Annotated in this window: 24 protein-coding genes; 10 read left to right on the top strand and 14 right to left on the bottom strand. The window is 61.5% G+C overall.

Annotated elements, in window-relative coordinates; all coding sequences use genetic code 11:
* Positions 1-251 precede the first annotated feature (251 nt).
* The 3 genes from K5Q02_RS22810 to K5Q02_RS22800 all read left to right on the top strand — a co-directional run bounded on the left by K5Q02_RS22810 (position 252) and on the right by K5Q02_RS22800 (position 3,186).
* Complete coding sequence (locus K5Q02_RS22810; protein ID WP_225834621.1) at positions 252-896, top strand: MBL fold metallo-hydrolase; 645 nt, start codon at positions 252-254, stop codon at positions 894-896.
* A gap of 127 nt (positions 897-1,023) precedes the next feature.
* Complete coding sequence (locus K5Q02_RS22805) at positions 1,024-1,680, top strand: OmpA family protein (protein WP_225834619.1); 657 nt, start codon at positions 1,024-1,026, stop codon at positions 1,678-1,680.
* A 117-nt stretch (positions 1,681-1,797) separates the two neighbouring features.
* Positions 1,798-3,186, top strand: a complete 1,389-nt coding sequence (locus K5Q02_RS22800; protein WP_225834617.1) for a diguanylate cyclase domain-containing protein — start codon at positions 1,798-1,800, stop codon at positions 3,184-3,186.
* A gap of 4 nt (positions 3,187-3,190) precedes the next feature.
* Here K5Q02_RS22800 and K5Q02_RS22795 read toward each other — a convergent pair whose 3' ends face one another.
* The 4 genes from K5Q02_RS22795 to K5Q02_RS24440 all read right to left on the bottom strand — a co-directional run bounded on the left by K5Q02_RS22795 (position 3,191) and on the right by K5Q02_RS24440 (position 7,682).
* Positions 3,191-4,090 (bottom strand): acyltransferase, encoded by a 900-nt coding sequence (locus K5Q02_RS22795; RefSeq protein ID WP_225834608.1) that lies wholly within the window; start codon positions 4,088-4,090, stop codon positions 3,191-3,193.
* Positions 4,091-4,225: 135 nt separating this feature from the next.
* Positions 4,226-6,319 carry a phosphate acetyltransferase gene (gene pta, locus K5Q02_RS22790; RefSeq protein ID WP_225834606.1) on the bottom strand — a complete coding sequence of 698 codons (2,094 nt, stop codon included), beginning with the start codon at positions 6,317-6,319 and terminating at the stop codon, positions 4,226-4,228.
* A 13-nt stretch (positions 6,320-6,332) separates the two neighbouring features.
* Complete coding sequence (locus K5Q02_RS22785; protein ID WP_225834604.1) at positions 6,333-7,517, bottom strand: acetate kinase; 1,185 nt, start codon at positions 7,515-7,517, stop codon at positions 6,333-6,335.
* Positions 7,518-7,682 (bottom strand): DUF3565 domain-containing protein, encoded by a 165-nt coding sequence (locus tag K5Q02_RS24440; RefSeq protein WP_329959567.1) that lies wholly within the window; start codon positions 7,680-7,682, stop codon positions 7,518-7,520.
* A 138-nt stretch (positions 7,683-7,820) separates the two neighbouring features.
* Here K5Q02_RS24440 and K5Q02_RS22775 point away from each other — a divergent pair, with 138 nt between their 5' ends.
* On the top strand, positions 7,821-8,306 hold the full coding sequence (locus K5Q02_RS22775; RefSeq protein WP_225834595.1) for an FKBP-type peptidyl-prolyl cis-trans isomerase: 486 nt from the start codon (positions 7,821-7,823) through the stop codon (positions 8,304-8,306).
* Between the two features lie 139 nt (positions 8,307-8,445).
* Entirely contained in the window at positions 8,446-8,928 is a 483-nt protein-coding gene (locus K5Q02_RS22770; protein ID WP_225834593.1) for a glutathione peroxidase, read from the top strand.
* 66 nt (positions 8,929-8,994) lie between these two features.
* Here K5Q02_RS22770 and K5Q02_RS22765 read toward each other — a convergent pair whose 3' ends face one another.
* Together K5Q02_RS22765 and cysZ are read right to left on the bottom strand one after the other, a co-directional pair.
* Complete coding sequence (locus tag K5Q02_RS22765) at positions 8,995-10,200, bottom strand: glycosyltransferase family 4 protein (protein ID WP_225834591.1); 1,206 nt, start codon at positions 10,198-10,200, stop codon at positions 8,995-8,997.
* A 39-nt stretch (positions 10,201-10,239) separates the two neighbouring features.
* The gene (cysZ, locus tag K5Q02_RS22760) at positions 10,240-11,007 is read right to left on the bottom strand and encodes a sulfate transporter CysZ (protein WP_225834589.1); all 768 of its coding nucleotides are present in this window, start codon (positions 11,005-11,007) and stop codon (positions 10,240-10,242) included.
* A 244-nt stretch (positions 11,008-11,251) separates the two neighbouring features.
* Between cysZ and trxB the strand changes: the two genes are divergently transcribed.
* On the top strand, positions 11,252-12,199 hold the full coding sequence (trxB, locus tag K5Q02_RS22755; protein ID WP_225834587.1) for a thioredoxin-disulfide reductase: 948 nt from the start codon (positions 11,252-11,254) through the stop codon (positions 12,197-12,199).
* A 93-nt stretch (positions 12,200-12,292) separates the two neighbouring features.
* On the opposite strand, the gene K5Q02_RS22750 is transcribed toward trxB, so the two are convergent.
* The 5 genes from K5Q02_RS22750 to metG all read right to left on the bottom strand — a co-directional run bounded on the left by K5Q02_RS22750 (position 12,293) and on the right by metG (position 17,966).
* Positions 12,293-12,472, bottom strand: a complete 180-nt coding sequence (locus K5Q02_RS22750) for a PA3496 family putative envelope integrity protein (RefSeq protein ID WP_225834585.1) — start codon at positions 12,470-12,472, stop codon at positions 12,293-12,295.
* A gap of 107 nt (positions 12,473-12,579) precedes the next feature.
* The gene (nth, locus tag K5Q02_RS22745) at positions 12,580-13,218 is read right to left on the bottom strand and encodes an endonuclease III (protein ID WP_225834583.1); all 639 of its coding nucleotides are present in this window, start codon (positions 13,216-13,218) and stop codon (positions 12,580-12,582) included.
* A 31-nt stretch (positions 13,219-13,249) separates the two neighbouring features.
* The gene (locus K5Q02_RS22740; protein WP_225834581.1) at positions 13,250-14,596 is read right to left on the bottom strand and encodes an RnfABCDGE type electron transport complex subunit B; all 1,347 of its coding nucleotides are present in this window, start codon (positions 14,594-14,596) and stop codon (positions 13,250-13,252) included.
* A 166-nt stretch (positions 14,597-14,762) separates the two neighbouring features.
* Entirely contained in the window at positions 14,763-15,566 is an 804-nt protein-coding gene (locus K5Q02_RS22735) for a DUF4349 domain-containing protein (protein WP_225834579.1), read from the bottom strand.
* 336 nt (positions 15,567-15,902) lie between these two features.
* Positions 15,903-17,966, bottom strand: a complete 2,064-nt coding sequence (gene metG, locus K5Q02_RS22730) for a methionine--tRNA ligase (RefSeq protein ID WP_225834578.1) — start codon at positions 17,964-17,966, stop codon at positions 15,903-15,905.
* Positions 17,967-18,118: 152 nt separating this feature from the next.
* Here metG and K5Q02_RS22725 point away from each other — a divergent pair, with 152 nt between their 5' ends.
* Positions 18,119-18,811, top strand: coding sequence for an OmpA family protein (locus K5Q02_RS22725; RefSeq protein WP_225834563.1), 693 nt, complete (start codon positions 18,119-18,121; stop codon positions 18,809-18,811).
* 96 nt (positions 18,812-18,907) lie between these two features.
* Entirely contained in the window at positions 18,908-20,002 is a 1,095-nt protein-coding gene (gene apbC / locus K5Q02_RS22720) for an iron-sulfur cluster carrier protein ApbC (RefSeq protein WP_225834561.1), read from the top strand.
* Between the two features lie 91 nt (positions 20,003-20,093).
* Here apbC and K5Q02_RS22715 read toward each other — a convergent pair whose 3' ends face one another.
* Positions 20,094-20,303: a cold-shock protein gene (locus tag K5Q02_RS22715; RefSeq protein WP_042555234.1), complete on the bottom strand. Its 210-nt coding sequence runs from the start codon at positions 20,301-20,303 to the stop codon at positions 20,094-20,096.
* A 327-nt stretch (positions 20,304-20,630) separates the two neighbouring features.
* Here K5Q02_RS22715 and dcd point away from each other — a divergent pair, with 327 nt between their 5' ends.
* Together dcd and K5Q02_RS22705 are read left to right on the top strand one after the other, a co-directional pair.
* Positions 20,631-21,197, top strand: coding sequence for a dCTP deaminase (gene dcd, locus K5Q02_RS22710; RefSeq protein ID WP_225834559.1), 567 nt, complete (start codon positions 20,631-20,633; stop codon positions 21,195-21,197).
* 292 nt (positions 21,198-21,489) lie between these two features.
* Positions 21,490-21,717 (top strand): hypothetical protein, encoded by a 228-nt coding sequence (locus K5Q02_RS22705; protein ID WP_225834557.1) that lies wholly within the window; start codon positions 21,490-21,492, stop codon positions 21,715-21,717.
* A gap of 9 nt (positions 21,718-21,726) precedes the next feature.
* Here the strand turns inward: K5Q02_RS22705 and K5Q02_RS22700 are convergent, their stop codons facing one another.
* Both K5Q02_RS22700 and ntrB read right to left on the bottom strand, forming a co-directional pair.
* Positions 21,727-22,581, bottom strand: coding sequence for an ABC transporter ATP-binding protein (locus tag K5Q02_RS22700; RefSeq protein WP_225834552.1), 855 nt, complete (start codon positions 22,579-22,581; stop codon positions 21,727-21,729).
* A 10-nt stretch (positions 22,582-22,591) separates the two neighbouring features.
* Positions 22,592-23,437 carry a nitrate ABC transporter permease gene (ntrB, locus tag K5Q02_RS22695; RefSeq protein WP_225834551.1) on the bottom strand — a complete coding sequence of 282 codons (846 nt, stop codon included), beginning with the start codon at positions 23,435-23,437 and terminating at the stop codon, positions 22,592-22,594.
* Positions 23,438-23,445 lie beyond the last annotated feature (8 nt).

The raw sequence follows: 23,445 nt of genomic DNA, 5'->3' as shown, positions 1-23,445 counted from the left end.
GTCAGTGGTATAGGTTCTGTAGTGAACAGCGTGTCTGCATACCGGCTCAAGCATGCGGTGCTAGCTGGGCATGGGTTGCAGAAACTTGACTGCATTTGAGTCATTACGGCCGCTAAAAAGTTGAATTAACGGCTCACTGATTTACTTCACTACAGCCTTGTTCTGCTGAAGCGAATAAGGCTGCTCCACTGCCGGAATCCTTTGCGGCTAGAATCTGCGCTTGGCCCGCCAGCAGCTTTACAGGAACACCCATGCAAACCACTCCGCCATCTCTCATCCGCGAAACCTTCCCCGTCGGGCCTTTGCAGTGCAACTGCACCATCATTGGCGACCCACTGACTGGAAAAGCCATCGTGGTCGATCCGGGCGGCAATCCTGAGTTGATCATGGCGCGCTTGGAGGTGTTGGGCCTGAAGGTTGTGAGCATCATTCACACCCACGCTCATCTCGATCACTTTCTCGCCTCGGGGCAGATGAAAGAGAAAACCGGGGCGACGCTGCACCTGAACAAGGACGACCAATTCCTTTGGGACAACCTGGAGATGCAGTGCCAAATGTTCGGTGTGCCTTACACGCCTGTGCCTGCGCCGGATCATTGGCTGGCGGATGACGAAGAGTTGGCCTGTGGTTGTGGAGTCGCACTGCATACGCCGGGACATACGCCGGGTTCAATGAGCTTCTGGTTTCCCGCGGCCAAGCTGCTGATTGCTGGCGATACGCTGTTCCGTCGAGGCATTGGTCGCACCGATTTGTGGGGTGGCGACTATGCCACCATCGAGCGCTCCATCAAGCGCCGTTTGTATAGCCTGGATGAAGACGCCACCGTAGTAACCGGCCATGGGGCTGACACTCGGTTAGGTGACGAGATGCGTGAAAACCCATTCGTGCGCGCTTGAAAAACAAGCGTTTACAGATTTTTACCAGTTTGATTGTTAGGCTTGGTCGGGAACTTGGCCCTGTTTGGTGGCTCGAACCCGCGGGCAAAGGTCTGTTATTACACGCAACAATACAAAGGATTCGTTCATGAAGAAGTACCGCTTTCTGATCGCCGCGGCCGCTGTACTCGCCGTTCTGTCCGGCTGTACGGCCAACCCCTATACCGGTGAAAGCCAGGCTGGCAAGGCCGGGATTTATGGTGGTGTTGGCGCCCTGGCAGGCGCTGCGGTTGGTGCTGCGACCTCGAGCAAGAAGGATCGTACCAAAGGCGCATTGATCGGTGCTGCCGTAGGTGGCGCGGCGGGTGGCGGCTATGGCTACTACGTCGATACCCAGGAAGCCAAGCTGCGTCAGCAACTGCAAGGCACGGGTGTTCAGGTGCAGCGCAATGGCAATGATCTGACGTTGATCATGCCGGGCAATATCACCTTTGCCAGTAACTCGGCGGACATCTCCGGTAGCTTCTACCCGACGCTGAACTCCCTGGTGCTGACCTTCAAGGAATTCAACAAGAACGGCGTGAACATCGTCGGTCATACCGATAGCACCGGTTCCGCCGAGCTGAACCAGAACCTGTCCACTCGTCGTGCTCAGAGCGTGGCGTCGTACCTGTCGGCCAATGGGGTTCCAGCGTCGCGCATCTCTGCCTACGGTGCTGGCCCTAACCAGCCGATTGCCAGCAACGCCAACGAAGCGGGTCGCGCGCAGAACCGTCGTGTAGAGATCAATCTGCGTCCGCTGTAACGGCTGCAGGTTCATCTGAAAACCCCGCCTCGGCGGGGTTTTTCATGCCTGCGATTCTGCTCTCGGGTACGTGGCTATGTTGCCGGGCGTAGCTAGACTGTGTGGAGCAATAGTCGAATGTCATGCGCGGTTGTCGATGTCGGGCACCCGCCTTGGTACGCAGTCGTGGCCATGGAGGTAGGTGTGCAGGATCAGGATGAGACGTTGGTAATCCTTGTCGTCGATGACCGCTGGGACAATCTGGAGGACATGCAGGAGCTACTGGATGAGATCGGCCGGCCGGTGCATTGCGTCGACTCCGGTGCCAAGGCGCTCGCGTACATGGCGCAAGGGCATGTGGGGCTCGTGTTGCTGGATGTGCAGATGCCGCGCATGGATGGTTTCGAGGTGGCGCGGCGCATGCGTGATGACCCGCGTACGCGCTTCACACCGATCATCTTCATCTCCGGGATGATTCAAACCGATGACGTGTTGAGCCAAGGCTACGGTGCTGGCGCAGTAGACTTTATTTCCAAACCCGTGCAACCGGTGATCCTGCTGCACAAGGTGCGCGCGCTGCTCGAGCATGAACAGTATCGCAGCGGCCTTTTGCGCCTCAGCCAGCAATTGGAGCGCGAGCGAGCCTTCAATGCATCGATTCTGGAGAATACCGCTGAAGGCATCATGGTGGTGGGGGATGACGGCCGCATCCGTTTCGCCAATCCGGCGATCACCAGGATGCTTGGCTGCACGAGTGATGAACTCACTGCCAGCGAGTTGCTGACCTGGATCGATACTCCGCGCGAAGAGCGTTGGCAGGCGTCGAGCTTCTATGGGCATTGGCAGCGCCGGGAAAATTTACGCCTGCATGACGCCAATCTACGTACTCGGGATGGGCGTAGCGTGCCGGTGGCGCTGTCCTGCTCACCTTTGCCGGATGACCAGAACGCGATGATTCTGCTTGCGCTGGACATGTCGGTGGTGCGCGACCTGCATCACCAGCTCGAGTCACTGGCCATCACTGATGCCTTGACGGGTTTACTCAACCGGCGCGGATTTCTCCAAGAGCTACAGGCCGCTATTTCGCGTAACGAGCGCACGGGCCAGAGCGCCGCGTTACTTTATCTCGACCTGGATGGCTTCAAGCACATCAACGACACCCTGGGCCATGAGAGGGGGGATCAGGTGTTGCGTTGGGTCAGTGTTCAGCTCAAGACCTGCCTCAGGCCTTACGACCATCTGGCGCGGATTGGTGGCGACGAGTTCACGGTGATCATCGACAGCCTGGGCGGCCCGACTGATGCTGCATCCGTGGCAGAGAAGTTGATTGAGCAGGTGTCCAGCGAGCAGAGTTTCCAAGGCGAATTGTTCCGTCTTGGTGTCAGTATCGGTATTGCGTTATTGCCCGCCGATGGCAAAACCATCGAAGAGGTGATGCGCGCAGCAGATACCGCAATGTACGCGGCCAAGCGAGGAGGGCGGCGACAATTCTGCTTTTACCGCTCCGATGTGCTTCCGGTTAGCTGAGTGCTCATGGATGCTGCTGATGCAACCGTGCCAACTGACTGTCCTTGTCCTGCCAGAGCGCGTTGATCCATTGCTGGAATTCCTTGCGATAGGCTTCGTCCTGATCATAAGCGCGGCCGATGAAGTGCGCGGGGATCGGTAGCTGTTCGATGAGCACCACCACGTCCTCCAGTTGGCCGCTGAGCAGCGCCCAGAATCCCGGGCTGCCCTGGGGATAATGCAGCGTGACGTTGATGATGCCGTGCAGTTGCTCGCCCATGGCGTCGAGTACGAAGGCGAGGCCACCCGCTTTGGGCTTGAGTAGGTAACGGTAGGGTGATTGTTGCTCTCGGTGCTTGGCCGGAGTCAGCCGCGTGCCCTCGACGAAGTTGAAGATGCCCACCGGGTTGTGTCGGAACTTGGCGCAGGTACGCCGCGTGGTCTGCAGATCCTTGCCCTTTTTTTCCGGGTGTTTGGCCAGGTATTCCTTGGAATAGCGCTTCATGAACGGGAAACCGAGCGCCCACCAGCACAGCCCGATTACCGGTACCCAGATCAACTCCTGCTTGAGGAAGAATTTCAGCGGGCGAATACGCCGGTTGAACAGGTATTGCAGCACCAGGATATCCACCCAGCTTTGGTGGTTGCTGGTTACCAGGTAGGAGTGCTGATAGTCGAAACCCTGCGCCCCTTCGATGTGCCAGCGGGTGTTGCCCAGAAGCTGCATCCAGACCTTGTTGCAGCTGATCCAGCCTTCGTGGATGAAGGTCATCATCCGGTCACACCCACGCTGCAGCACAGGTGCCGGCACAATGATGCGCAGCAGCGTGACGGCAAACAGCGGCCAGCACCAGAACAGGGTATTGAGGGCCAGCAGGGCGCTGCCCAGCAGGCCGAGTAATGGGGCAGGCAGAAAGTGCAGCATGGACGCTCGAACCTCTTGCAGGTTGGGCCCCGGCCATGGTCGCGGGGCAATTGCCGCACAGGTTAACGATTGGTGATGGAACTGCAAGCCGATCCGAACGCGAGCCGCATTGGCCGCGTTCGAAGTGGCTGCACCTCACTGGCGCATGTTGGCGGCCTGAATGGCGGTGAGCGCGATGGTGAAGACGATATCGTCGACCAGCGCCCCGCGGGACAGGTCGTTCACCGGCTTGCGCAGGCCCTGCAGCATAGGGCCGACACTGATGCAGTCGGCGCTGCGCTGCACCGCCTTGTAGGTAGTATTGCCAGTATTCAGATCCGGGAAAATGAACACTGTGGCCCGCCCTGCCACCGGGCTGTTGGGAGCCTTCTGCCGGCCGACGCTTTCGATGGCCGCGGCGTCGTACTGCAAGGGACCATCGAGAAGCAGATCCGGATTGGCCTTACGCGCCAGGCGGGTCGCCTCGCGGACTTTCTCCACTTCCTCGCCGCTGCCGGAGTCGCCGGTGGAATAGCTGAGCATGGCCACGCGTGGCGGAATGCCAAAGGCTTGGGCCGAGCGGGCGCTCTGTAGGGCAATCTCGGCCAGTTGCTCTGCATTGGGATCCGGGTTCACCGCGCAATCGCCGTACACCAGAACCTGATCCGGCAGCAGCATGAAGAACACCGAGGAAACCAGGTTGTAGCCAGGCGCCGTCTTGATCAGCTGCAGCGCCGGACGGATGGTGTTGGCAGTGGTGTGCACAGCACCGGACACTAGGCCATCGACCTCATCCAGAGCCAGCATCATGGTGCCCAGCACCACGGTGTCTTCCAGTTGGGCGCTGGCCATTGGGGCATTGAGGCCCTTGCCTTTGCGTAGCTCGACCATCGGCTCGACGTAACGCTCGCGGATCAGATCCGGATCGAGGATTTCCAGGCCCGGTGGCAGTTCGATGCCGAGCGCCTGAGCCACGGTGTGGACTTCTTCCGGCTTGGCCAGCAGCACGCAACGGGCGATGCCGCGGGTCTGACAGATGGCGGCAGCTTGTACGGTGCGGGGTTCCGCGCCTTCGGGCAGCACGATGCGTTTGTTCGCTGCCTTGGCCTGTTGTACCAACTGATAGCGGAATGCCGGAGGCGACAGACGCAGCTCTCGAGGTGTACCGCAGCGGGCGGCTAGCCAGTCGTGGTCGAGGTGGCTGGCGACGAAGTCGGCGACCTTCTCGGCGCGTTCCTTGTCGTCGACTGGAATCTCCTTATTCAGCCGGTTCAGGTTGGTGGCGGTGTCATAGGAACCGGTGCTCACGGTCATTACTGGCAGGCCGCTTTGCAGCGCACCTCGGCACAGTTCCATGATGCGTGGGTCAGGTGCGAAGTCGCTGCACAGCAGCAGGCCGGCCAGCGGCATGCCGTTCATCGCTGCCAGGCTGGCGGCGAGAATGATGTCGTCGCGGTCGCCCGGTGTCACCACCAGCGTGCCGGGCTTTAGCAACTGTACGGTGTTGGCCACGGCGCGGGCGCAGAGCACGATCTTCAGCATGCGTCGCTGTTCGTAGTCGCCGGCGTTGAGTACGCGGGCGCCAAGCAGCTCGGCGATGTCGCGGGTGCGCGGTGCATTCAGCTCGTCGAGCCAGGGAATGCAGCCGAGCAGGCGGAATTCCGGGTGGCGCAACAGCGAGGAGTGTTCACGCAAGCGTGCAGCGAACGCGTCCAGGCCGTCGTCACTGCGAACTTTGTTGAGGATCACCCCGAGCACCTTGGGATCCTTCGGGCCGCCGAACTGCTGGGCCTGGATTTCCACGCGGTCGCACAGCTCGCTGAGGCTTTCCTGCTCTGGCGCGGAAACCAGGATCACGTCGGCATCCAGGCTCTTGGCCAGGTGGAAGTTGACCCGTGCTGCATAACTGGCCTGACGCGTCGGCACCATGCCTTCGACGATCACCACGTCCTTGTCCTTGGCGGCCTCCTGATAGAGGCTGATGATTTCCTCGAGCAATTCGTCCAGATCGCCATCGCCGAGCATGCGCTCGACATGGGCCAGGGCCAGCGGTTTGGGGGAGTGCAGGCCGTGGGTGCGGGCGACCAGCTCACTGGAGCGTTCGGGGCCTGCATCGCCCAGGTGCGGTTGGGCGATGGGCTTGAAGAAACCGACCTTGAGGCCGGCACGCTCCAATGCGCCTACCAGGCCCAGGCTGATGGAGGTGAGGCCGACACCGAAGCCGGTCGGGGAGATGAAAAAGGTGTGCATGGGGTTCTCCGTGTCAGTCGAGCAGCGCCAAAGTGTCGAGGGCGATCTGTCGCTCTTCGTTGGTGGGCACCACCAGCACCCGAATATGCTCTTGCGCATGGATCGGCCCGCTGACGCCGCGCAGGCAGCGCTCGTTGGCCGTTTCGTCCAGTTTCAGGCCGAGTAGGCTCAGATGGGCGACCGTCTTGCTGCGGATCAGCGGCGAGTTCTCGCCGATGCCGCCGGTGAATATCAGCCCGTCGAGGCGCGGCAGGGCGCAGCTCATGGCCGCCAGGGATTTGGCCAGGCGATAGCAGAACACCTCGATGGCCAGGGTCGCACCGGCATGGCCCTCATCGCGGGCCTGTTCGAGGCTGCGCATGTCGTTGGAGAGGCCGGACAGGCCGAGCAGGCCGCTGTCGTGGTTGAGCATGCGATCGATCTGCGCAAGGCTCCAGCCCAGCGTGCGCGACAGGTGGCTGTGCAGGTTGGGGTCGACATCGCCGCTGCGAGTGCCCATTACCAGCCCTTCCAGAGGCGTCAGGCCCATGCTGGTGTCGCGGCTCTGGCCGTTGACCACGGCGCAGGTCGAGCAACCGTTGCCCAGGTGAGCGACCAGCCAGGCGCTGTCCTCGACAGGCAGGCCGGTGAGCTCGGCAGCGCGGACGCTGACGAAGCGGTGGCTGGTGCCATGAAAGCCATAACGGCGCACGCCGTGGTCGCGATACAGGTTCTCCGGCACAGCGTAGCGGAAGGCATGCTCAGGCAGGCTCTGGTGAAAGGCGGTGTCGAACACGGCGACCTGAGGCAGTTGTGGGTACAGCGCCAATGCCGCTTCGATGCCCAGCAAGCCGGCTGGGTTGTGCAGCGGTGCCAGAGGCGCCACGGCGCGGATCGCCGCGATTACTTCATCGTCCAGACGCTGGGCGCTGGTGAAGTGTTCGCCACCGTGCACCACACGGTGGCCTATGCCATGCAGATGACCGCCGGTGGTTTCCTGAACACGCTGCAGCAGATGAGCGAGCGCAGCGCGATGATCGTCACCGGCAATCACCTGGCTGTGCTTGATGCCATCGCGCTGCCAGTGCAGCACGGCGTCCGCGCTGCCGAGGCGTTCGGCCAGGCCGCTGATGGCGAACTGGGCCTGGTCGGGATCGACCAGCGCGAACTTGATGGAGGAGCTACCGCAATTGATCACCAGAATATTGCGTGCGGGCATTCAGAAGTCCTTAGGCGTTTCGGCTGGCGCTGCGACACACCAGCCACAGGTGAAGTTCGTGCCGATACGTGCGCGCCGTTGCGCGGCATCGAGCACCCATGCGCGATTTTGCCAGGGCGGCTGATGGCGCAGGTGTTGAGTATGGCCACAAGATAAGACAGCCACCCAGTGACCGTCATGATCCTGTTCAAAACCGAGCAGGGTAATGCCCGATGCGGCCCGCCCGTCTGGGGTTGGGTCGCTTTCGCATCGTCCCTTGGTTACAATCTCACGTTCATTTTCCTCGAGCAAAAGGTTCGCCCCATGCAGATCGCCGCCAACAAGGCCGTTTCCATCGACTATACCCTGACCAACGATGCCGGTGAGGTAATCGATAGTTCCGCTGGCGGCGCGCCGCTGGTTTACCTGCACGGTGCCGGCAACATCATCGTCGGTCTCGAGAAGGCACTGGTCGGCAAGCAGGCTGGTGACGAAGTCAATGTCTCCGTCGAGCCGGAAGAAGCCTACGGCGAATACAGCGCTGAGCTGGTCGCCACCCTGAATCGTTCGATGTTCGAAGGCGTCGACGAATTGGAAGTCGGCATGCAGTTCCATGCCTCCGGCCCGGACGGCGGCATGCAGATCGTCACTGTACGCGAACTGGACGGCGACGACGTGATCGTCGACGGTAACCACCCGCTGGCCGGCCAGCGCCTGACTTTCGCAGTCAAGATCGTCGATGTGCGTGACGCCAGTGCTGAAGAAGTCGCCCACGGTCATGTGCATGGCGAAGGTGGTCACCACCACTGATCCGTATGTCGGCAGTCGATCCTTCGCTGCTGGCCGCTGGTCATCAGTGGCTGCTAAGCTGCAGTCACTAGAAAGGGCGCCCTCTCAGGCGCCTTTTTTGTCTTTTTTCATCCGTTTTCGCGTTACCCGGAGCACAACCATGAGTGCCTTTCACGACCTGACACTGCACGCATTGGACGGCCAGGAGCTCCCTCTGGCACCGTTCAAGGGCAAGGTCTTGCTGGTGGTCAACGTCGCCTCGAAATGCGGGCTCACACCTCAGTATGCGGGGCTGGAGCACTTGCAGCAGGCCTATGCCGCCCAGGGTTTCAGTGTGCTGGGTGTGCCGTGCAACCAGTTCGCCGGCCAGGAGCCGGATAGCGAATCGGCTATCGCCCAGTTCTGCAGCCTCAACTATGGGGTGACCTTTCCGTTGAGCAGCAAGCTGGAGGTCAACGGCAGTGGTCGTCACCCGCTGTATCGGCTGCTGGCAGGTGAGGGGGCCGAGTTTCCCGGTGACATCACCTGGAACTTCGAGAAGTTCCTTGTGGGTCAGGATGGTCGTGTGCTGGCGCGTTTCTCGCCGCGCACCGCGCCGGATGATCCGGCCCTGATCCAGGCCATCGAGAAAGCGCTGGCCTGAATGAAAGGGGCCGCCTGCTTGGCGGCCTTTTCCTATGTACTGTTCCTGCTGGCCTCAGCACCGGCTCTAATGCGCCCGTTTTGTCTCGATCGCCAATGCGGCGGCACGCGCAGCGGTTTGCTGGTCGTTGCCGTGGATCGCGCCGTGCAGATGGTTTTCGAACTGTTCGATAATCAGTGACCAACTCTGTCTGGCGGCGTGCCGGCGTGCATTCAGGCGCACGCGGCGCAGATTTTCCCTGTCCTCGATCAGCCAGTGGGCGGCCTCGATGAACGTCCGTTGATCGTCGGCGCTGGCCAACATGCCGTTGTGCCCGTGTTCGACGTGCTGAGCCGCGGCCGCCTGATCAAAGGCAACCACTCCGAGCCCTGCCGCCATGGCTTCGAGCAGCACATTGCCAAAGGTTTCCGAGAGGCTGGGAAACAGAAACAGGTCGCCGCTGGCGTAGTGCTCGGCCAGCGTTTCGCCACGCTGTATGCCGCAGAACAGCGCATCCGGTAGCCTCTGCTGCAGGCTGTCGCGTTGCGGGCCGTCACCGACCATGATCAGCCTGAGCCGTTGCCCTGTGTGTTGTCGCTGCAGGGCCTGGAAGGTGCTGACCAGCAGATCCAGGTTCTTCTCCGCGGCCAGCCGGCCAACGTGCAACACGGCAATGTCCTGTTCACCCAAGCCCCAGCTGCGGCGCAATTCGTCGCTGCGTCGGGCCGGGTTGAACAATTGAGCATCGACACCGCGCGCGAGCAGTTCCAGGCGCTCGAAACCGCGGCGTTGCAGCTCACAGCGCTGGCTGAGGCTAGGCACCAGGGTCAGCCGTGAGGCGTTGTGAAACCAGCGCAAGTAGTTGGTCAGCAGCCGCGTCAGCAAGGTGATGCCGTAATGCCCGGTGTACTGCTGGAAGTTGGTGTGAAAGCCGCTGATTACTGGAATGCGCAGGCGTCGGGCGGCTCTCAGAGCGGACAGGCCCAGCGGCCCTTCGGTGGCGATGTACAGCACGTCCGGACGTTGCCTGCGCCACAGGCGTAGCAGCTTGTGGCGTGCCGACTGGCCCCACTGCAGGCCGCGATAACCGGGTAGCGGCCAGCCGCGGGTGAGCAGCAGGTCATCATCATTGGCCGCTGGCGTATCAGCTACCTGTCGGGGGCGTATCAACTGCAGGCGATGACCGCGCGCGCGCAGCCCGGTGACCAGATGGCCAAGGGTATTGGCCACTCCGTTGATTTCCGGGCTGAAGGTCTCGCTGACCAGGGCGATGAATAGCGGGGGAGTGCTCATGACAGCAGTCTGGGCCGCTGTCATGTAGCGTTTGTGACGTCAGCGTGGCGTTTGTGTGACAGCTCGCGCGCCATCGTTGACGCCGCCCTCGCGTACCCAGAACAGCGTCGCCCCGGCCACGGCTGCCGGCATCATCAGGATATTGACGAAAGGAATCAGCAGCGCCGCGTAGGTGATGCCGCCGAAGCCCAGCGACTGCCAGCGCTTTTCGCGCAGCCAGGCGAGCATGTCCTGCCAGCTGACCTTGTTGTTGTCGGCGGGGTAGTCGATGTACTGAATGGCCATCATCCACACGCCGAACAGCAGCCACAGAGGCGCGGCGATCAGGTTGACCACCGGGATGAACGACAGGATCAGCAGGCCCAGTGCCCGAGGTAGGAAGTACGCCAGTTTGCGGCCTTCGCGGCCCAGGGTGCGCGGCACCATGGCAATCAGCTCGCCCCAGCTGAATGGCGGGAAATTGTCCTCGCCACGTACCACCACCTCGACCTTCTCGGCGAGAAATCCGTTGAACGGCGCGGCGACGATATTGGCCAGCATGGTGAAGGTGAAGAACACCATCAGCACCACCAGTACCACGAACAGTGGCCAGAGAATGTACTGCAGGAAGCTCAACCAGCTGGGCAGGCTCGGCATGAAGGTATCCACCCAACCGCTGAATTGCTGAATGGCGAAGCCGATCATCAGGCTGAACAGGATCAGGTTGATCGTCAGGGGCAGCAGCACGAACAGTCGCAGGCCAGGGCTCAATACCAGCTTCAGGCCCTCGCTGAGGTATTGCGGGCCGGACAGCACGGGGGCGCGCATGAAGGTGTCTCCAGAAAGTGAACGTCGCGCGACCTTACCCATTTTGCCGCCCCTGGGAAAGCGCGGCAGCGTTACCGCTGGCGTCATAGGCTGCGGCTATACAGGGGATTGGCAAAGGGCATTTCCATCCCCGTTGCGGTGACCCGTAGTCTTCGCGCATCCCTTTCTGGAGCCGCTTCTGACAGATCCTTGCCCGTTGCCGATGGCTCCATTTTTCCGGCAGCCATGCCGTGAGGAGTTTGCGATGTCCAGTGTGCGACATGCTCGTGTGATCATTCTTGGCTCCGGCCCTGCCGGCTACAGCGCGGCGGTGTATGCCGCGCGCGCCAACCTCAAACCACTGCTGATCACCGGATTGCAGGCCGGCGGGCAACTGACCACGACCACGGAAGTGGACAACTGGCCCGGCGATGCCCACGGCCTGACCGGCCCGGATCTGATGCAGCGCATGCAAGCCCACGCCGAGCGGTTCGAAACCGAAATCATCTACGACCATATCCAGGCGGTTGATCTCGCGGCTCGGCCGTTCACCCTGGTGGGCGACAGCGTTTCCTATACCTGCGACGCCTTGATCATTGCCACGGGTGCCAGCGCCCGCTATCTGGGGTTGCCTAGCGAAGAGGCGTTCATGGGCAAGGGCGTGTCGGCCTGTGCCACGTGCGACGGTTTCTTCTACCGCAATCGCGAGGTCGCGGTGGTCGGCGGCGGCAATACTGCTGTGGAGGAAGCGCTGTACCTGGCCAATATCGCCAGTCGGGTGACGCTGATTCACCGGCGCAACGGCTTCCGGGCGGAAAAGATCCTGCAGAACAAGCTGCAGGCTCGGGTTGCCGAAGGGCGCATCGTGCTGGCGCTGAATGCCGAGGTCGATGAAGTACTCGGCGACGCCTCGGGCGTTACCGGCGTACGCCTGCGTGAGCGCGACGGTGGCACGCGGGACCTGGCGGTGGACGGACTGTTCGTAGCTATCGGGCATACGCCGAATACGGCGCTTTTCGAAGGTCAACTGGCGCTCAGGGATGGTTATCTGCAGGTCAATGGCGGGCGGGATGGGAATGTCACAGCGACCAATATTCCAGGCGTGTTCGCTGCTGGCGACGTAGCGGACAGCGTCTATCGCCAGGCGATTACCTCGGCGGGCGCTGGCTGCATGGCTGCGCTGGATGTGGAGCGCTATCTGGATGGTCTCTGATCGTCGAGACTAAGCCCGGCTTGAGCTATGCCCTGAACGAAAATGCCCGTATCCATTGATACGGGCATCTTTTTATCCGGCTCTGATACCGGCTTACAGATCGAAGTCGTATTCGGCCAACTGTTTGTGCAGGCGTCGCTCTTCGAGAAAGTTGTCGATGATGCGTCGCTTGGTCAGGTTGGTTTTCGCCACTTCCACGGGTGCTTCGCTGTTGTCCGTTTCGTCACTGACGAAGTCGTCTTCCAGCTCCAGCTCTTCTTTGCCGTTGCTCATGCGCTTCACTCCTGGCTACAGGGGCCATTTGCCGACCTTATAAGGGCAAACGTGAGGCGAGTAAAAAAGATTTTTTCAATCGACTCATACAAGGAGTATATGAAGCCTCAATCGTCAGAGGTCTTTAGTTTGTATTCGCACAGGTCTTCGATCCGGCAACTGCCGCAGCGCGGCTTGCGCGCCTGGCAAACATAGCGGCCATGCAGGATCAACCAGTGGTGGGCATCGAGGAGAAAACCCTTGGGTACGAACTTCAGTAGTTTCTTTTCGACCTCCACCACATTCTTGCCTGGAGCGATGCCGGTGCGATTGCTGACCCGGAAAATGTGCGTGTCCACCGCCATGGTCAGTTGACGAAAAGCGGTGTTGAGCACCACGTTGGCAGTCTTGCGACCGACGCCTGGCAGCGCCTCCAGCGCTTCACGGGATTCCGGAACCTGGCTGCCGTGCAGCTCGACAAGCATGCGGCAGGTCTCGATGACGTTTTTGGCCTTGCTGTTGTACAGGCCAATGGTCTTGATGTATTCGCTGAGCCCTTCGACACCAAGGGCCAGAATCGCTTCCGGGGTATTGGCCACCGGATAGAGTTTCGCGGTGGCCTTGTTGACCCCGACATCGGTGGCCTGGGCGGAGAGAATCACCGCGATCAGCAGTTCGAAGGGCGTGCTGTAGGCCAGCTCGGTCTTCGGCTCCGGGTTGTCTTCGTGCAGGCGGCGGAAGATTTCAAGGCGTTTGGCGGCGTTCATCGTCAGGGCGGTTCACGGTAGTCGGTGCGCTCTAGGTGGCGCTGATATGCGCTTGCAGCCGGCGTTCGGCGACGGCAAGGCGTTCGATTGCTGCATTCAGGGTGTCGCTTTCAGTGTTTGCGCTGCGTTGCAGCTTGCTCACGGCAGCACGGGCGTAGGCCAGGTCGGTTTTCAGCTGACGCAGTTCGGCGCTCACGCCGGCCTTGTCGACCAGTACCCGCTGTGGAGCGGGTTTGCCGCAGTGCTGCTCGGCATCGTGTAGCGCCTGCTGCGCTGCCGCGTAGTCTGCTTGCAAGGTACTCAGCTGGACGTCATCGACGCCCCGGCGCTCGCCGGACTGCAGCGCTGCGCGGCGGTTGGTGACTTCGATCTTGGCCTGCTTCAGTGCCTGCTCTCCGGCGCTGGGCGTCTTGCCGGAGGTGTCGGGCAGCAATCGATCCAACTGCCGTTGCGCCTGTTCGGCTGCCTGGCGCAGCGTATCGAGTTGCAGCCGCTGGGGTTCGTCCGGCGTTTCGCCAAAGGCCTTGAGGGCCTTCTGCAACTGAGCACGGCTCATTGCCGCATCGATCTTTGCCTGTTTCAACGCGCCGTCGTCGCTGGCTGCAGCGACAGCGACAGCGACCGTCGATGGCGAGTCGTGCTGAGCAGCCTGCAGTGCCGCCGCGGCCTGCTCGCTGGCGCTTTGCAGGGCATCAAGCTGCGCTGCGAACGGTGAGTCGGGGTGCAGAGCCACCTGTTTGCGGATCTTTTCGTAGGCGACCTTGGCCATCGATGCGTCGATTTTCAGGCGCTTGAGCCGAGCGGTTTGATCGCCATCGTTGGCTGTACGGGTAACGGCTGCTTCCGGTTCTGGGCGCACGACCGGGGTGCTGCGTGCTGCGCGGCGGCGCGCATCGTCGCGAGCGAGGCGGGCGAGGCGTGCCTGATGACGAGCGCGAAACTGGTCGGCACGCTCACGCTGAATGGTCGCCTGCGGCGCAGCCAGGGTGATCAGGTCGATGCAGTCCACCGGGCAGGGCGCAATGCACAGTTCACAACCGGTACATTCATCGCTGATCACCGTGTGCATCAGTTTGGCGGCGCCGACGATGGCGTCCACCGGACAGGCCTGGATGCATTTGGTGCAGCCGATGCACTCGGCCTCGCGGATCACCGCGAGCTGCGCGGGAGTTGTCGGTAATGCCAGTGGCAGTTCCGGAACTTGCAGCAGGTTGGCCAGCGCGTGGATGGTGGCGGTGCCGCCTGGCGGACACTTGTTGATCGCTTCGCCCGCAGCGATGCCTTCGGCGTAGGGCTGACAGCCTGGGTGGCCGCATTTGCCGCATTGCGTCTGCGGTAGCAGGGCGTCTATGGCGGCTATACGCAGGGCGTTGCTCATGCTCGAGGCACGCAGCGTCGCTCGCACGGGGTCGGCCCGTGGGAGCGCATGCAGGAGAGGTCGCGAGATTCGATCATCGGTGTTGCAGATCTGGCTGAAGCGTTGGCTGTGCATTATCCGGCATGCGCCGCGCCCGGTACAGCAGCACGGCGCCGCCTGGACTCACTCAGACCTTGTTGCGGGCGCGACTGGCCTTGCGCCACAGCCAACGGATCAGCAGGGCAAGCGGGAACAGGATGATCACGAAGGGGATGCCGTAGCCGAGCAGCTTGAGGGCTTCCGTAGCGCCTTCGGTGGCATTGTCGAGCATGCCGCCAGCGGCTTCGCCGATACGCGCCAGGCGACCGACAGGCTCGCCCTCGGTGCTGAAGCTCAGGGTCAGCAAGTTGGTGGTAAGGCGACGTTGCTGCTGGGCCGACTGCTGGGCTGCGCCCGCCAGCTGTACCTCCACCTCGGCCAGTTCGCGGGCAAGGGCGAGCATGTCGCTGACGCTGAGGTCACTGCGTGTCTGGTATTGCAACAGGGTTTTCTGCTGGCGTTCCAGGCGCTGGCGTTGTTGCTCGGTATCGCTGACGGCCTGGGCGAGATCCTCGGCGCGGGTGTGACGGCTCTGCAGCTCGCCGCCTTCGCCGGCAAAGCCGACCAGCGGCTCGACACCGCTCGGAGCGATGCGCACGGTAATGCTGGCGGCCTGGTAGTGGCCCTGGCTCTGCTCGATGGCCAGCAGGTCGCACTGGCCGAAACGCTGGCTGTTGCACGCTTCACGCACCGCCGCCAGGCGTGATTCGACCTGCTCGACGGGCAGGCGAATGCCCACGCTGTGCTCGTAGGCGAGGAACGCGCCCTGCTGCGCGCTTTCACCCAGCAGCGCCGCACCAGCGGGCGAACGGTTTTCGCCGGATGGCGAGCAGCCGCCGAGCATCAGCAGGAAGGCAAACAGGGCGAGCAGTGGATGGCGGCGGAGAAACATCCTTGTACCTCGAGAATTGTTGACGATCGTTGCCCAGCGTCTGCTGGCGTTTTTACATGAGGCAATTCATAAGATGGGTCGGGCCGCGCAGGCCGAAGAGCGATAATACCTATCAGTTTTTGCGCGTGCCCCATGATGGGTATCGTTTCGCTCAACGCCATCCTACGGCAACGACCCTGTCAGATCGTTTCTTACGCTCTGCGTGTGAATGCCTCTCGGACGCTTTGCGTCCGATGTCGAAGCTGGTGGCTGGCCCATGAGGGGGCAGAGCACCCTGGCCTGGACTCCCACGCTGGAGCGTGGGAGTCATCAGTCTTGCATGGCGCGGCCGGTTGTTTACTTGACGCGCTGACCCGGCTTGGCACCGCTGTCCGGGCTGAGCAGGTAGATTTCTTCGCCGCCAGGGCCCGCAGCCAGCACCATGCCTTCCGACACGCCGAACTTCATCTTGCGTGCGGCCAGGTTGGCCACGTACAGCGTCAGCCGGCCTTCGAGCTTGCTTGGGTCTGGATAAGCGCTCTTGATGCCGGAAAACACGTTGCGCTTCTCGTCACCGATATCCAGGGTCAGGCGCAGCAGCTTGTCGGCACCTTCCACGAACTCGCACTTCTCGATCAGCGCGATACGCAGATCGACCGCTGCGAAGGCATCAAAGGCGATTTCGGCGGCCAGCGGATCCTTCGTCAGTTCGCCATTGCCTCGGGGAGCGTCCTCCTGTGGAGCGTTCTGCTGGCCGGCGTTGGCGGCGGCCAGGTCTTCCTTGGAGGCTTCGACCATGGCTTCGACCTTGGCCGGTTCGATGCGGCTGAGCAGTGGGGTGAACGGATTCAACTGATGATCGGCCAGCGGCGTGGTCAGGTCATCCCAGGTCAGCGGTGCGACGTTGAGGAAGGCCTCGGCATCGCGGGCCAGATGCGGCAGCACCGGCTTGAGGAAGATCACCAGTTGACGGAACAGGTTGACGCCCAGGGCGCAGATCGCCTGCACCTCGTCGGCCTTGCCTTCCTGCTTGGCCAGCGACCACGGCGCCTTGTCGGCGATCCAGGCGTTGGCGCGGTCGGCCAGGGCCATGATTTCACGCATGGCACGGGCGAAGTCGCGACTCTCGTAGGCGTCGGCGATGCTCGGGGCGGCGCTTTGGAAAGCATTCCACAGTTCCGACTCGGGGTTGGCCGCCACCAGCACACCGGCATTGCCCTTGTGGATGAAGCCGGCACAACGGCTGGCGATGTTGACCACTTTGCCGACCAGATCCGAATTGACCTTCTGGATGAAGTCCTCGAGGTTCAGGTCGAGGTCATCGACGCCGCGCCCGAGCTTGGCCGCGTAGTAGTAGCGCAGGTATTCCGGATTGAGGTGATCCAGATAGGTGCGCGCCTTGATGAAGGTGCCGCGCGACTTGGACATCTTCTGCCCGTTCACGGTCAGGTAGCCGTGCACGTTGATGGCGGTCGGTTTGCGGTAGCCGGCACCTTCAAGCATGGCAGGCCAGAACAGGGCGTGGAAGTTGACGATGTCCTTGCCGATGAAGTGGTACACCTCGGCGCTGGAATCCTTGTTCCAGAACGCATCGAAATCCAGCTCCGGACGGCGTGCGCAGAGGTTCTTGAAGCTGGCCATGTAGCCGATCGGCGCATCCAGCCAAACGTAGAAATACTTGCCCGGCTCGTCGGGGATCTCGAAGCCGAAGTAGGGTGCATCACGGCTGATGTCCCACTCGTGCAGGCCGCCATCGAGCCATTCGGCGAGCTTGTTGGCGACCGACTCCTGCAGCGTGCCGCTACGCGTCCATTTCTGCAGCATTTCCTGGAACTGCGGCAGCTTGAAGAAGAAGTGCTTGGAGTCCTTGAGCACCGGCACCGCACCGGAAATTGCCGAGCGCGGGTCTTTCAGTTCGGTGGGCTCGTAGGTGGCACCGCATTTTTCGCAGTTGTCGCCGTACTGGTCGGGCGTCGCGCATTTCGGGCAGGTGCCCTTGATGAAGCGATCGGCCAGGAACATGCCTTTTTCCGGGTCGAAATACTGGGTCACCGAGCGCGTGGCAATGTGGCCATTGTCACGCAGCGCCTTGTAGATCGACTCTGACAACTCGCGGTTTTCCGGCGAGTGGGTCGAGTGGAAGTTGTCGAACTCCACCAGGAAGTCGGCGAAGTCACCGCTGTGCTCGGCCTTGACGCCGTCGATCAGCTGTTCGGCGGTGATGCCTTCCTTTTCCGCACGCAGCATGATGGCCGAACCGTGGGCATCGTCCGCGCAAACGTAGATGCACTGGTTGCCGCGCAGTTTCTGATAGCGCACCCACATGTCGGTCTGGATGTACTCGAGCATGTGGCCAAGGTGGATCGAACCGTTGGCGTAGGGCAGGGCGCTGGTAACGAGAATCTGGCGAGCTTGGGACATTGTCAGGCTGTCATCGGGTGGAGGGAGGTCGGTCACTATAAAGTAACCGAGCGCGTTCCGGCCAGCGGGCAAATAGCGCGGACATCGACTTGAATTTAGAGGCGTAAGCGGGTTCCAACGAGAACCTTCCGCTCCCAGCAAGGAGATGAACCATGCCTGCAGTTTTACGTCCGCTCGCCTGTGCCACCGCTCTGGCCCTGATGGTTGGCTGTGCTTCGAACAACCCTTACGACAACGCTGGTGGTGGAGCAGCCAGTGGCGGCGGCCACCGTACTGCCACCTATGGTGGCCTGGCAGCGCTGGCCGGTGCTGCAGTCGGTGCGGCGGTCAGCCATGATGACCGCGGCAAGGGCGCCGCCATCGGTGCTGTGCTCGCCGGTGCTGCAGGTGCTGGCTATGGCTACTACGCCGATCGCCAGGAAGCCGAGCTGCGTCGCAGTATGGAGGGCACCGGTGTGGAGGTGCAGCGTCAGGGCGATGACATCAAGCTGATCATGCCCGGCAATATCACCTTCGCTACCGATTCTGCGGATATCGCTCCCAGCTTCTATGCGCCGCTGAATAACCTGGCGACTTCGTTCCAGCAGTTCCAGAACAACAGCATCGAGATCGTCGGTTACACCGACAGCACCGGTTCGCGTCAGCACAACATGGCGCTGTCGCAGCGCCGCGCGCAGAGCGTGACCAGCTATTTGACCGCCCAGGGTATCGACGGCACTCGCCTGTCCAGCCGCGGTGCCGGCCCGGATCAGCCGATCGCCGACAACGCCAGCGCCGATGGCCGTGCGCAGAACCGCCGCGTCGAGGTAAATCTCAAGCCACTGCCCGGTCAGCCCGTGCAGTGAGTGTTGATGGCCGGCGGCCCTTCGGGTCACCGGTCTGCATCCGACTGGTAGCTCGGGTAGGATAGGCGTCTTTTCCTGCCATCTCCGGAGCTAAGCATGAGCGCTGATATCCGCGCCGCGGTCGAAGCCGTGTTGCGCCAGTACACCGATCCCCATCTCGATCAGGATCCGCTCAGCGCAGGTTGTGTGCGCGCTATCGACGTGCTGGGCGACCAGGTCAGCGTCAAGTTGGAGCTGGGTTACGCTGCCGGCCTGTTCAAGCAGGGCTGGTCACAGCTGCTGCAACTGGCCATCGAGAATATCGAGGGTGTACGCAGCGCCAGCGTAGAGGTGAACTGCGTGATCGCCGCCCACAAGGCGCAGGCTCAGGTGCCGGCCCTGGCCAACGTCAAGAACGTGGTTGCCGTGGCGTCCGGCAAGGGCGGGGTGGGCAAGTCGACCACTGCTGCCAACCTGGCGTTGGCACTGGCCCGTGAAGGTGCGCGGGTGGGCATTCTCGATGCGGATATCTACGGCCCGAGCCAGGGCATCATGTTCGGTATCCCGGAAGGCACGCGCCCTCAAGTGCGTGATCAGAAGTGGTTCGTGCCGCTCGAAGCCCATGGCGTACAGGTGATGTCCATGGCCTTTCTCACCGATGACAACACGCCGGTGGTATGGCGTGGCCCGATGGTCTCCGGCGCGTTGCTGCAGCTGGTCACCCAGACCGCCTGGGATGACCTCGACTATCTGATCATCGACATGCCGCCCGGCACGGGCGATATCCACCTGACCCTGGCGCAGAAGGTTCCGGTAGCGGGGGCGGTCATCGTCACCACGCCGCAGGATCTGGCCCTGCTCGACGCCCGAAAAGGCGTGGAGATGTTCCGCAAGGTGAACATTCCGGTGCTCGGCGTGGTGGAGAACATGGCCGTGCACATCTGCTCCAGCTGTGGCCATGCCGAGCATCTGTTCGGTGAGGGTGGTGGCGAGAAGCTGGCTGCCCAGTTCGGCGTCGATCTGCTGGCTTCCATGCCGCTGTCCATGGCCATCCGTATGCAGGCTGACGGTGGCAAGCCGACGACCATCGCCGATCCGGAAAGCCAGATCGCCATGCTCTATCAGCAGGTGGCTCGTCAGGTCGGGGCGCGCATCGCCTCTAGCGCGGCGACGGCCCAGGCCATGCCGACCATCGTCATCGCCGACGATTGATCGCCATAGCGCGGCCGCCGGGCGGGCGCGCTGCATAAAACTCAGGCATAAAAAAACCCCGCCGAAGCGGGGTTTTTATAGAAAGAGCAGGTTAGATAACCTGAACTTCCTCAGCTTGCATGCCTTTCTGACCACGAGTGGCCACGAAGGAAACTTGCTGGCCTTCTTTCAGGCTCTTGAAGCCATCGCTCTGGATAGCTTTGAAGTGTACGAACAGGTCGTCACCGGATTGCGGAGTGATGAAGCCGTAGCCTTTCTCATCGTTGAACCACTTAACGGTGCCATTCTGACGATTGGACATGTGATGTCTCCTAATATCTAAAGAAATAACAGCCCTGGATAAAACCAGGCCGGGACTGAGTGCAACGAGTACTAGGAGTCGGACGATGTTTGGATCGAAATCTAGGCATCATGTAGCGATTCGCGGTGACACATGCAGCACAGTGGGGTCACCATACCCGCTTTTTTCGGGAAGTGCGAATGGTCTGTAAGTCTTTCTGCGATTTACTTGCATTCTTCTCGTCGGCTTATAGCCGAAACGCTCTGTCAAGAGGCTTTGAACCCAGCCCTCCAGCCCGGTAAGATGCGCTCACTTTTTCACCGATCAGACCTTCAGGACGGCCCCGCCATGAGCATCAAATCAGACAAGTGGATTCGCCGCATGGCCCAGGAACACGGCATGATCGAGCCGTTCGTCGAGCGCCAGGTGCGTAATGAAGGCGGTTTGCCGCTGATTTCTTACGGGGTGTCCAGCTACGGTTACGACGTGCGCTGCGCCGATGAATTCAAGGTCTTCACCAATATCAACTCGGCCACCGTCGACCCGAAGAATTTCGATGAAAAAAGCTTCGTCGATGTAAAAAGCGATGTGTGCATCATCCCGCCGAACTCGTTCGCGCTGGCCCGTACCGTGGAATTCTTCCGCATTCCGCGCAACGTTTTGACCATATGCCTGGGCAAGAGCACTTATGCGCGCTGCGGCATCATCGTCAACGTCACGCCGCTGGAACCGGAATGGGAAGGGCATGTGACCCTGGAATTTTCCAACACCACCACTTTGCCTGCGAAGATTTACGCTAATGAGGGCGTGGCGCAGATGCTGTTCCTCGAGTCCGACGAAGCCTGTGAGGTGTCGTACAAGGATCGTGGCGGTAAGTATCAAGGGCAACGAGGGGTCACGCTGCCTAGGGCCTGATACGGCCTCTACTGCTCGTTTCGAAGAAACCGGGATTTTCCCGGTTTTTTTGTGCGCCGCGTTTACCCGATGCTCAAGTTCCTGGCGGCGTGAGGTCAAATCGCAGGCAAAAAAATGGGCGCCATGGGCGCCCGGAGAAATCAATCGATGCCTAGTTTCTGAGTGGAGGTGTGCTGCGAAGTTCCGGGGATTTATAGGTCGAACTGTTCACGGACGACAGGTCTACATGGTTAATGGTGCGGTACGCGCATGATTGCGTGCCAGCCACAAAGCCCCCCGCTGGAGACTCACTATGAGCCAATGGAATATTGCCTACAGCCGAGATGAGGCGGCCGAAGTCCTCAAGGTCAAATCGAAAGACAAACCCAGCCTCGAGCAGGCCGTGATCTGGCTGCTGGAGTGGGCCGAAGAGAACCTGGAGCGCCTCGAACCGAAGGAGCAGCCCCGTGAGGAGCAGACTCCCGCAGTTCGCTTGGAGGAGCGCTTCGGCATCACCGTAACGGGCATTGCCCGCGACTGATCGCAGCATCTAGGCGCGAGCGCGCTCCTTGCCGGCCGGCTCTTTAGCTGCGGCAGCGCGGTGTGCGCTCATGGGTTCGACCTTGCGCTGTTTTTCGTGCAGGAAACTCAGCACGGCATGCCGATAGGCGTTGTAGCGCGGGTCGTCAGCCAAAGCGATGCGGTCACGGGGCCGCGGCAGATCGATGGTGAGGATTTCACCAATGGTCGCCGAAGGGCCGTTGGTCATCATCACGATGCGATCGGAAAGCAGCACGGCTTCGTCGACATCGTGGGTGATCATCATCACCGTGTTGTGCAGCTCGCTCTGGATACGCATGACCTCGTCCTGCAAGTGGGCGCGGGTCAGGGCGTCGAGTGCGCCAAAGGGCTCGTCTAGCAGCAGCACCTTGGGTTCCATGGCCAGCGCGCGGGCAATGCCTACACGCTGCTTCATGCCGCCGGAAATTTCGCTGGGCCGTTTGTGCAATGCGTGGCCCATGCTCACCAGCTCCAGATGATGCAGCGTCCAGTCGCGGCGCTCGGCCTTGCTCTTGGTACGCTTGAAGACCTTGTCGACGGCCAGGGCGACGTTTTCCTGCACCGTCAGCCAGGGCAGCAGCGAGTGGTTCTGAAACACCAGGCTGCGATCCGGGCCGGGGCCGCGAACTTCCTTGCCGTCGAGAATCACTGCGCCGCTGCTTGAGTCGGTCAGGCCGGCGACGATGTTCAGCACCGTCGATTTGCCGCAACCGGAGTGGCCGATGATGGAGATGTATTCGCCACGCTCGACGTTGAGGTTGATCTGGTTCAGTACATGGGAGCTGACGCCGTCACGCTCGAAGTACTTTTCCACATGTTCGATGCTCAGATAGTGCTTGCTCATGTCTGTCTCCTCAGGCCGATGTGCCACGGGTGATGCGGTTGCCGACGAACAGCACCAGGCGGTCGAGCAGGAAGCCGACCACGCCGACGTAGACCAGGGCGAGAATGATGTCGCTGATGCGCGAGGCGTTCCACGCGTCCCAGATGAAGAAGCCGATACCCACGCCACCAATCAGCATCTCTGCCGCGATGATCGCCAGCCAGGACAGCCCCACGCCAATGCGCAGCCCTGAGAAGATGTAGGGGGCGGCGGCGGGCAGCATGATCTTCTGGAAGTACTCCAGGCCATTGAGGCGCAGCACTTTGGCGACGTTGCGGTAGTCCTCGGGGATGTTGCGGATGCCCACCGAGGTATTGATGATGATCGGCCAGATTGCAGTGATGAAAATCACGAACAGCGCCGACGGGTGACTGTCCTTGAAACCGGCCAGCGACAGCGGCAACCAGGCCAGCGGCGGCACGGTACGCAGGATCTGGAACAGCGGGTCGAGACCGCGCATCGCCCAGGTCGACTGGCCGACCAGCACCCCCAACGCTACACCGACTACGACTGCCAGGGCATAGCCGTAGGCCACCCGCTCGAGGCTGGCGAGCAGTTGCCAGGCCATGCCGACGTCGGTGCCGCCGTTGTCATAGAAGGGGTTGATGATCAACTCCCAGGTGTCTTCGATGACCTGGCTGGGCGGCGGCAGCGACGCGTTGGGGCCACTGCACAGCAGTTGCCAGATCAGCAGCAGTGCTGTGGTGATCACCAAGGGCGGCAGCACCGACTGCATGAGCGTGGTCGACAGCCGCTTCAGCCAGCTTGGAGCGATGACACCGGCCGGCAGGGCCAGCGATTTTACGGGCGCATTCATGGAGCGTT

The organism is Pseudomonas sp. MM211 (assembly GCF_020386635.1).
Classification (GTDB): Bacteria; Pseudomonadota; Gammaproteobacteria; order Pseudomonadales; family Pseudomonadaceae; genus Aquipseudomonas.
Note: the sequence above shows the minus strand (reverse complement) of the source record. Positions and strands in the feature narration are given on the sequence as shown.

Excerpts from the sequence above, each read along its gene's own strand:
- K5Q02_RS22810 (WP_225834621.1), top strand. The coding sequence starts at position 252 with ATGCAAACCACTCCGCCATCTCTCATCCGCGAAACCTTCCCCGTCGGG.
- K5Q02_RS22805 (WP_225834619.1), top strand. The coding sequence starts at position 1,024 with ATGAAGAAGTACCGCTTTCTGATCGCCGCGGCCGCTGTACTCGCCGTT.
- K5Q02_RS22800 (WP_225834617.1), top strand. The coding sequence starts at position 1,798 with ATGTCATGCGCGGTTGTCGATGTCGGGCACCCGCCTTGGTACGCAGTC.
- K5Q02_RS22795 (WP_225834608.1), bottom strand. The coding sequence starts at position 4,090 with ATGCTGCACTTTCTGCCTGCCCCATTACTCGGCCTGCTGGGCAGCGCC.
- pta (WP_225834606.1), bottom strand. The coding sequence starts at position 6,319 with ATGCACACCTTTTTCATCTCCCCGACCGGCTTCGGTGTCGGCCTCACC.
- K5Q02_RS22785 (WP_225834604.1), bottom strand. The coding sequence starts at position 7,517 with ATGCCCGCACGCAATATTCTGGTGATCAATTGCGGTAGCTCCTCCATC.
- K5Q02_RS22775 (WP_225834595.1), top strand. The coding sequence starts at position 7,821 with ATGCAGATCGCCGCCAACAAGGCCGTTTCCATCGACTATACCCTGACC.
- K5Q02_RS22770 (WP_225834593.1), top strand. The coding sequence starts at position 8,446 with ATGAGTGCCTTTCACGACCTGACACTGCACGCATTGGACGGCCAGGAG.
- K5Q02_RS22765 (WP_225834591.1), bottom strand. The coding sequence starts at position 10,200 with ATGAGCACTCCCCCGCTATTCATCGCCCTGGTCAGCGAGACCTTCAGC.
- cysZ (WP_225834589.1), bottom strand. The coding sequence starts at position 11,007 with ATGCGCGCCCCCGTGCTGTCCGGCCCGCAATACCTCAGCGAGGGCCTG.
- trxB (WP_225834587.1), top strand. The coding sequence starts at position 11,252 with ATGTCCAGTGTGCGACATGCTCGTGTGATCATTCTTGGCTCCGGCCCT.
- K5Q02_RS22750 (WP_225834585.1), bottom strand. The coding sequence starts at position 12,472 with ATGAGCAACGGCAAAGAAGAGCTGGAGCTGGAAGACGACTTCGTCAGT.
- nth (WP_225834583.1), bottom strand. The coding sequence starts at position 13,218 with ATGAACGCCGCCAAACGCCTTGAAATCTTCCGCCGCCTGCACGAAGAC.
- K5Q02_RS22740 (WP_225834581.1), bottom strand. The coding sequence starts at position 14,596 with ATGAGCAACGCCCTGCGTATAGCCGCCATAGACGCCCTGCTACCGCAG.
- K5Q02_RS22735 (WP_225834579.1), bottom strand. The coding sequence starts at position 15,566 with ATGTTTCTCCGCCGCCATCCACTGCTCGCCCTGTTTGCCTTCCTGCTG.
- metG (WP_225834578.1), bottom strand. The coding sequence starts at position 17,966 with ATGTCCCAAGCTCGCCAGATTCTCGTTACCAGCGCCCTGCCCTACGCC.
- K5Q02_RS22725 (WP_225834563.1), top strand. The coding sequence starts at position 18,119 with ATGCCTGCAGTTTTACGTCCGCTCGCCTGTGCCACCGCTCTGGCCCTG.
- apbC (WP_225834561.1), top strand. The coding sequence starts at position 18,908 with ATGAGCGCTGATATCCGCGCCGCGGTCGAAGCCGTGTTGCGCCAGTAC.
- K5Q02_RS22715 (WP_042555234.1), bottom strand. The coding sequence starts at position 20,303 with ATGTCCAATCGTCAGAATGGCACCGTTAAGTGGTTCAACGATGAGAAA.
- dcd (WP_225834559.1), top strand. The coding sequence starts at position 20,631 with ATGAGCATCAAATCAGACAAGTGGATTCGCCGCATGGCCCAGGAACAC.
- K5Q02_RS22705 (WP_225834557.1), top strand. The coding sequence starts at position 21,490 with ATGAGCCAATGGAATATTGCCTACAGCCGAGATGAGGCGGCCGAAGTC.
- K5Q02_RS22700 (WP_225834552.1), bottom strand. The coding sequence starts at position 22,581 with ATGAGCAAGCACTATCTGAGCATCGAACATGTGGAAAAGTACTTCGAG.
- ntrB (WP_225834551.1), bottom strand. The coding sequence starts at position 23,437 with ATGAATGCGCCCGTAAAATCGCTGGCCCTGCCGGCCGGTGTCATCGCT.